5 protein-coding genes and 1 tRNA gene are annotated in these 8,198 nt (G+C 63.8%); 2 read left to right on the top strand and 4 right to left on the bottom strand.

Annotated elements, in window-relative coordinates:
* Positions 1-76: transfer RNA gene (locus RO069_RS13875), tRNA-Val, on the top strand.
* Between the two features lie 364 nt (positions 77-440).
* Positions 441-716 carry a fibronectin type III domain-containing protein gene (locus tag RO069_RS13870; protein WP_328188328.1) on the top strand — a complete coding sequence of 92 codons (276 nt, stop codon included), beginning with the start codon at positions 441-443 and terminating at the stop codon, positions 714-716.
* Between the two features lie 15 nt (positions 717-731).
* On the opposite strand, the gene RO069_RS13865 is transcribed toward RO069_RS13870, so the two are convergent.
* The 4 genes from RO069_RS13865 to RO069_RS13850 form a co-directional block, all read right to left on the bottom strand.
* On the bottom strand, positions 732-3,323 hold the full coding sequence (locus RO069_RS13865; RefSeq protein WP_328188327.1) for a CHASE2 domain-containing protein: 2,592 nt from the start codon (positions 3,321-3,323) through the stop codon (positions 732-734).
* Positions 3,324-3,390: 67 nt separating this feature from the next.
* Positions 3,391-5,058, bottom strand: a complete 1,668-nt coding sequence (locus RO069_RS13860) for a FecR domain-containing protein (protein WP_328188325.1) — start codon at positions 5,056-5,058, stop codon at positions 3,391-3,393.
* 17 nt (positions 5,059-5,075) lie between these two features.
* Positions 5,076-5,792 (bottom strand): response regulator transcription factor, encoded by a 717-nt coding sequence (locus tag RO069_RS13855; protein WP_328188323.1) that lies wholly within the window; start codon positions 5,790-5,792, stop codon positions 5,076-5,078.
* A gap of 144 nt (positions 5,793-5,936) precedes the next feature.
* Positions 5,937-8,135: a DNA topoisomerase III gene (locus RO069_RS13850; RefSeq protein WP_328188321.1), complete on the bottom strand. Its 2,199-nt coding sequence runs from the start codon at positions 8,133-8,135 to the stop codon at positions 5,937-5,939.
* Between the last annotated feature and the right edge of the window lie 63 nt (positions 8,136-8,198).

Below are 8,198 nucleotides of genomic sequence, written 5' to 3'. Positions count from 1 at the left end.
GGGTGGTTAGCTCAGCTGGGAGAGCATCGCCCTTACAAGGCGAGGGTCGCAGGTTCGATCCCTGCACCACCCACCATATTTCTCTCCGTACCTTTCCTGAATGACGCCTAATGCTACGCGTAATGTGGCGGCCCCATGCCTGGAAAACTTCACGACACGTCGTAACTGCATGCTGTTACGTAAGTTTTCAGAGTTTAACAATTTTCCTTACGAAAACTACAACTTACGTTCATAAAACAGATCTTGCGCACAGAGTTGACCCCCTGTAGTTTTGTAAAATTCTATTAAATCGTATGTGCCGGGAGTCATCATTGATGCAGTGTCACGCTACTGAAAAATCACGGGCAGGGATTGCCGCCGTCGTATTCGCGGCCTTGTTGACTGGCTGTGGTGGATCCGGCAGCGGGTCGTCCTCTAGCAATTCAGCGGAAGGGTCCACCGTGCGGGGGCAGACCGTTTCGCTGAGTTGGCAGGCGCCTGGCCAGCGCATCAATGGCGAGCAGATCAGCCTCTACGATATCGATGCCTATATTGTTCGCTATGGGCGTGATCCGGACAATCTGGACCAGCAGGCAATCGTCGACGGGTGTTCATCGCCGCAGTGCGCCTATGACATCAAGGGGCTTGCGTCGGGTACCTGGTACTTCGCGGTGCAGACGAAGGACGTCAACGGGCTGATCAGCCTGCCCAGTGCCCCCGTTTCCCGGACCATCTGAATACCAGGTTCCGGGTTAGTGCTCGGGCTCCCCGGGGTGGGCCGTGACTGGCAGCTTCAGGGTGAAGGCGGAACCTTCACCCTCTTTTGATTCCACATTGATCTCCCCCTTGTGTTTCTCCACCACGACGCTGACGAACGACAGGCCCAGGCCGACGCCGTGCTTGCCGGCCAGTTCGCTGCTTTTCTGCCGCTGGAAGCGATCGAACAGGGTGGGGAGTTCCGAGGCGGCAATGCCCGGGCCTTCATCCGTGACCGTCAGGCAGGCCTGATGGCCGGCGCGGAATACCTGCATGGTAACCGCCGTGCCGGGCTCTGAGTACTGCACGGCATTGGTCAGCAGATTGATCACCGCCCGCTCCAGCAGCTCCGCATTGCCCCGGAGCCAGAGATCGTCACTGCCCAGTAGTACCAGCTTGATGTTCTTCTGCAGGGCCTGTTCGCTGACGCTGTCCCGGGCATTTTCCACGATGGCAAGGAATTCGCAGTCATAGAAACGGGTTTCCGTGAGCTGCTCGGCCCGGGCAAGCTGTACGAATTCCTCCGCCAGGTGATAGCTGCGCCGGGCCAGCTTGCGGAGCTGTTCCAGCTGTTCTGTCTGGACTTCACCGGGGCGGCGCTTGAGCTGTTCGATCAGCGCCAGTTGGGAGACCAGCGGTGAGCGCACGTCGTGGGAGATAAAGTCGATGGCTTCCCGGTGCTGGCGCTGCTGTTCCCGCAGTTCCGAAATATCCGCGATGTTGGCAATCACGCCATTCTGGTTACTGTCCGGCAGCAGGAAAGGTGCAAAGTGGATCAGGAAATCCCGCCCGTGCAGGCGCAGGTCCACGGTGCGGCTCTGTTGCTGGGTCAGGGTGTCGGCCACGGTCTCCGACCAGCCCGGTGATCGTGGGTCGTGGCCCTGAAGCAGCGTTGCCAGGGACATGCCCTGCAGGCTGGGCTGCGGCTCGTTGAACCATTGTGGCACGTGCCCATTGGCGAACAGGATCAGCCCCAGCGGGTCGGTGACCACAATGCCGTCCGGCATGTGCTCGAAGCTGCGCCAGATAAAACTCTGGATATGGTTCAGCTTCTGGGTGGCCTGTTGGGCCCGGTTGATGCGGGTGGACAGGTTCTCCCGCACCACGGCCACCGGCTGATGGTCATGGGGTTGCTGTAGCTCCAGGCGCCCGAGGTAGCGTTCGGCGGCGGCACCGGCCAGGCCTGATGGTAGCTTCAGGGCAAGTCGGTACCGGTGGTCGCCGCGGGTCAGGGTGGTTCGGCTGACGCCATGGTCATGCAGCCAGAATCCTGGGCGTCGTGGCCACACCGGCAGCTCGTCGTTGGACAGGTTCTCCCGGACCAGGATGGTGTCGTCTTCCATCAACAGCCAGCCTTCCGGTGTCACCAGTTCGCGAAGGTTGGCCAGGATCTGGTGCGGGCTGCGGCTCCAGGGTGGCGGCAGGTGCAGCAGGTTGCCACGCTCCAGTTGATCGATCTGCTGGTTGAGGAACCGGTTGGCCAGTGACAGCCGGCGGGCGCTCCATAGTGGAAACGCAATCACCGGAACCAGCAGAGCATTGGCCACCGGCACCCAGGTATCCAGGTACAGCAGGGTAAACACCGCAGTGCCCAGCACCAGCACGAACAGCAGGCCGGAAAACCCGAAGGTCCGGCTGGGGCGCAGTCGGGGCAGTACCAGCACGATCACCAGTCCGCTGAACAGGGCGAGCCCCACGGACCACAGTGGCGATACCTGACGAATCAGGCCGTGGTTCTCGATGGCGGCCAGTACGTTGGCATGGAATTCCACCCCCGACATGGGTTGGGCCAGACCGGAGAAGGGCGTGGGCAGCACATCGCCAAAACCCGCGGCGGTGGCGCCAACCAGCACGGTTTTTCCGTCCAGCCAGCCGGACGGCGGCGGGTTGACCAGCAGATCGCTGTAGGAATAGGTGGTATAGGCACCGCTGCGGCCGGCTAGGGGGACCCGGCGGAAATCCCGGCGGACGTTGACGTAGGCGGGGGCATCCAGCCCATCGGGCGATACCGGTGCCACTGAGGGGGAGTTGCTGCTGGTGGCCAGGGCCATGGCTGGCCAGAGTTCGTTGCCCAGGCCGTTGTAGAGGTAGAGACCCCGGGCAATGCCGTCGGAGTCCAGCTCCACATGGGCGTGGCCAATGGCAAAGGCGGCACCGGCCAGTCGCGGCGTGGGCAGTTGCTCGCGGAACAGGTCATCCTGGCTGCTGGGGGCCACATAGAGCGGCAGGATCACCCGGCCGTGGGAGCGCATGGCCTCCGCCAGGACCTGATCATCCATGGCCGGTTCCGTAAACAGGATATCCAGTACGATGCGCTCGGCACCGGCCTCCGCCAGGTTGTCGATCAGGCTGGCATGTACCGAGCGTGGCCATGGCCAGGGGCCGATGGCGGACAGGCTTTTCTCGTCGATGGCAACAATCACCACGTCCTCGGGAGCTTCCGGGGACCAGGTGGTGATCAGTGTGTCGTACAGCCAGTTATCGAGACGTTGCGGCAGGGTGGTGAACTGAAGCAGCAGCAGGAGGCCGATGAGGGGCAGGGCCAGCGTCCAGGCTGAATGTCCGGTGGAAAACCAATCCCTCGTCATGGGCCCTGCTATGGTACGTGGTGGATTCAGTGCTGACCGCCTTGAAGTCAAAAGGCTGACAGTACCATTATTCTACATATAATTCTCTACCCGGGCCCCACCGACCCACAGTTGGACCTTCGGTAACCGCCCGCAGACGTACAAAGTACCGTCTGCCGGGGATCAGTCGCAAGGCGGCCGTGGTATTGTCCACCGTGGCCTCCTTGATCACGTCCTCGAACGAGGGGTCTTCCGACAACTGCAGGAGGTAACCGGAAGCGTCCTCATTGCTTTCCCAGAATACCCGTACCTGGCGATCAATGTAGTTGGCACTGATCACCCTGACCGGCGGCAGGGTGCCGTTGACGGTCAGCGTCCGGGTCTCACTGGTGGCGACGGAATTACCACCGGCCTCGGTGACCACCCGCCAATGGTATTGCCCCGGCTTCAGGGACTTGTTCGGGGTTGCCGATTCCTCCCCGCCCCAGTCGCTGCTGGCTACCACGTCAGTAAAGCTGCTGTCGTTGGCGATTTCCACCCGGGCTTTCTCGCTGTCCCCCTGGTAACGCCACCGGAAGCGGGGTTGATCGTTGTCCACCTCGGCCTTGTCCGCCGGTTCCAGCAGTTCCGCGGCCCTGGCCGCCAGGTCCACCTGGAAGGCGACACTGGCGGGCATCCCGCTGGTGCCATCTTCCATGAGTGACGCCACCTGTACCTGGTACTTGCCGTTGGCCAGGCCGCCGAGGTTGACGCGAGTGTTGCCGGTCTGTTCCCGGCGGACCCAGTGCCCGGTGTTCTCGTCCAGGATATCCACCCGGTATCGACCGGCGCCGGTGGACTGCCACGCCAGCTCCGTGGGCATGTTGCTGATGGTTTCCGGCAATGGCTGGGGTTTCGGGGCTGGCGGCAGGCGGAGTATCCGCAGCTCCTTGGGGGTGCTGCGATTCACCGATGCGCCATAGCCCGCCGGGATCTCGCGGATGTCGTCGGGCGGGCCGAAGGCAACGCGGCCCTCGGTCACCTGCAGGTGACTGCCATTGCCATCCGCCTGCAGGGCGAAGGCGGTTCCCCGCACGGCGGCAATGGCCGATGGGGTTTCGATCTCGAAGCGGGCGCCTTCCTCGATCATCGGCTTGATGCGATTGCTCACGCCGCCCCGCTCCAGGCGCACCCGGGTGTCGGTCATGCCGGTGCGGCCATAGCGGGTGAGGCGGTTGAACACCACCGAGCTGCCGGGATTGATGCGGATGGTGGAGCCATCGGCAAGCTCGACGGTGACCATGCCATCGTGGGTGACCACGGTATCACCGGCCAGGATCTGTTGGCCGTCGGTCAGCCGTCGAACGGTGCCGGTACCGGCGGACCGGATCCGGGCATGACCGCTGACACCCTGAACCCGGGCGGGCTCGGGCTGTTGCTTGAGCCAGGCCACCGGAATCCGGATCTGGTCGCCGGCACTGATGGTGGACGGTGAGCGGAGGCCATTGTAGCTGGCCAGGCGGTCCGCGGAGGCGGACGATTTCAGCAGTTCCCGGGCCACCTGTCCGAAGGATTCGCCGGATTTGAGCGTATAGGTCCAGTCGGAGGGATCACCCACGGGCTGGGACAGACCGACGCCGGACGACCCGGAGCCCCTGGCGATGGTCAGCTCCGCCAGCGACGGGGCCGGCAACAGGCCGGCCACCAGCAGCAGGGCCAGGGTCAGGCGCACCGGGGACAACCGGTGTCGGCGTGTCATGGAAACGAATGATGGCAAGTGGCGGTCCCGGGTCATCAGGCGGAAGTGGTTTCCTCAGCAACGGTGGCGTCGGCCATGGACTCAAGCCGGTAGCCCCGTTGATAGATGGTCTTGATCCGGAAACCGTTTTCCGGGTTCAGGCCCAGGCGCCGACGCAGGCGACTCATATGGGTATCCACGGTCCGGGTGTTGATGTCCCGGGTCAGGCCCCAGACACGTTCCAGCAGCATCTCGCGGGTGAGCAGCCGGCCCTGGTTCTGGAACAGGAACAGGGTCAGGTCAAAGTCCTTGTCGGTCAGCGTCAGCAGTTCGCCGCGCAGGGTGATGGTGCGTCGGCTGGTGTTGATCACGAAGGGGCCGTAGACCAGCTCTTCCTTATCCGTGTCCGGGTTGGAGCGGCGGGCCAGGGCGTTGATACGGGCATTCAGTTCCGCCGGCCGTGCGGGTTTGGCCAGGTAGTCATCGGCACCGGCATCCAGGGCCTGGACGATGTCCTGCTCGCTGTCACGCTGGGTGAGGAACAGCACCGGTACCGGCCAGTTCAACTGCGCGCGTACGTCCCGCAGCACATCCAGGCCGGTCATGTCGGGAATCTGCCAGTCCAGTATCATCAGGTCATAGCTGCGGTGAAGCACGGCACTCAGGAATGACTGCCCCGTGGGGAAGCTGTCACAGGGGTGACCCTGATCCGCCAGAATCTGCTGCACATGCTGAGCCTGTTCATGTTCGTCTTCCAGCAGGGCTATGCGCATGATTTGTCTCCTGAAAACGCAAGTTTCACCGGCACCGGGTGATGATGGGCATCCGGGCGTTACTCAAACGGCTGTTTAACACGCCATATTGTGTCAAATATTTAATGACGAGTCAGTGTCATTATGTAGCGTTACGTAAGGTCGCTATGACCTGGCCGGCGGTCGCTGGAGCGAGGCTGGCGAACCATTGTCGTCATTGACTGTTTGTCGGCAGGAAGGGAAATTACTGCAGCCCCAGAACCAGCCGCGATGGCTTTTTCTGCGGACCAGGGGCGCATAGCAGGCGGGGCAGGGCCATGGTCGCTGACTGGTACCGTCCTGCGGGGCGGTGTCGTCGATGGGCCGGGTGCCGTTGCAGTCCGGGAAGCGGGTACAGGCATGGAACCGGCCGTACTTGCCCTCGCGGATGCGCATGGGTGCCCGGCACTTGGGGCAGTGGATGGCGTCCGAGTCAGCGGGCGCATCGGTGGATTGCCGATGTGAGGCCGCACCGGCGGTGGCGGCCGGCTGTCGTATGAAGCCGGTGATCTGCCCCTTGAGCTGATCCAGGAACTGGCGGGGGTCGCCCTTGCCGGCCCGGATCTCCTCCAGGGTGGCTTCCCAGAGGGCGGTCATGTCCGGCTGGCTGATGGCTTCCGGCAGGGCATGTATCAGGCTGCGTCCCTTCCCGGCAGCCCGGATGTGTCGGCCTTCCCGGTACAGGTAGTCCCGCCGGAAGAGGGTTTCGATAATGGCGGCCCGGGTGGCCTCCGTGCCCAGTCCGTCGGTTTCCCGCAGGGTCTTGCGCAGCTCCGGGTCACTGACAAAGCGGGCGATGTTGGTCATGGCGGCCAGCAGCGTGGCATCCGTGAAATGCTGGGGGGGCTGGGTCATGCGTTCCTTCACCGAGGTGTCGGTGCAGGTGACGTCATCGCCGGTTTCCAGCCGTGGCAGGGGCTTCTTCGGTGGGCCGTCCGGTGTGGCGGACTGACGTTGTTTGGGCTCCAGGGTCTTCCAGCCGGCTTCCAGCAGGGCGGTTTCCGTGGCCCGGAACCGGTGTTCGCCGATGGCCAGTTCCAACCGACCCTCCCGGTGGATGGCGTCCGCCATGAACTGCATCAGGTAGTAACGGGCCACCAGGTTGTAGACGTTCTGTTCCGCCGGTGTCAGCCGGCCCGCCGGTCGTGCCCGCAGTGTGGGGATGATGGCGTGGTGGGCATCCACCTTTTTATCGTTCCAGGCCCGGGTGCGGCGTTGCAGGTCGAGGCTGTCGGTGGCTGGTGCCAGGCTGTCGTCCACCCGGCCGATGGCCCGGACAACGCCGGCGGCCTGAGCCAGGTGCCCTTCGGGCAGGTAGCGGCTGTCGGACCGGGGGTAGGTGATCAGCTGGTGTTTCTCGTAGAGGTTCTGGGCGGTATCCAGCACGTCCTTGGCGCCCATGCCAAAGGCCTTGCCCGCCTCGATCTGCAGGGCGGACAGTGACAATGGCAGGGGCGGGGCCTCCGGGCGGTCCCGGAAACGGGCGGCGGTAATGCGGCCGGGTCGGCCCTGTACCGCCCTGGCTATATCCTCGGCGATGTCGCGGCTGAGCAGCCGGTCCTCGTCGTCCAGATGGTCGCGCACCGTCTCCGAGGGCAGCCACCGGGCCTCGAAGGACTGGTCGCCATCGTCATCGACGGGTTGCGCGGTAATGGTGAGGCGATACCAGGGTCTGGGCTCGAAATCGGCAATGGTGTCGTCACGGTGGACCACCAGTCCCAGCACGGGTGTCTGTACCCGACCCACGGAGTAGACGCCGTCCGCCCCCTGTTGCTGGTAGCTCAGGGTGTAGTAACGGGTCAGGTTGATGCCATAGAGCCAGTCGGCCCGCTGCCGTGCCAGGGCGGAGTGGGACAGGCGCCGGAAGTCCCGGTTGTCCCTCGGGCTGGCCAGGGCCCGGCTCACCGCATCCCGGTTGAGGTCGTTGATCAGTACCCGGTGCACGGGGCACTGGACGCCGAAATACCGCAACACCTCGTCCACCAGCAATTGCCCTTCCCGGTCCGGGTCGCCGGCATGGTAGATCACCTGCGCCTTGCGGATCAGGCTCTCCAGTACGCCCAACTGTTTGGTGACACTGTCCCGTGGCATCAGTCGCCAGCGCTCCGGAAACACAGGCAGGTCGTCCATTCGCCAGGATTTCCAGCGTGGATCGTAGCTGGCCGGCTCCGCCGGTTCCAGCAGGTGGCCGATGCACCAGCTTACCGTCACAGCCTGCTCACCTTCACCACAACGTAACCAGCCGGGGCCCTTCTGGACGGGGCCGGGCAGGGCGTCGGCTATGGCGCGGCCCAGGCTCGGTTTTTCGGCTATGTACAAGTGCATGGCGTCGTGGACTATCCGGCGGTTCAGGGGAGAGGCAAGATGGCGCCTCGGCCTCCCCCTGTC

This window comes from Marinobacter sp. OP 3.4 (assembly GCF_036224885.1).
Taxonomy (GTDB): domain Bacteria; phylum Pseudomonadota; class Gammaproteobacteria; order Pseudomonadales; family Oleiphilaceae; genus Marinobacter.
This window is presented reverse-complemented; position numbering and strand designations above follow the sequence as displayed.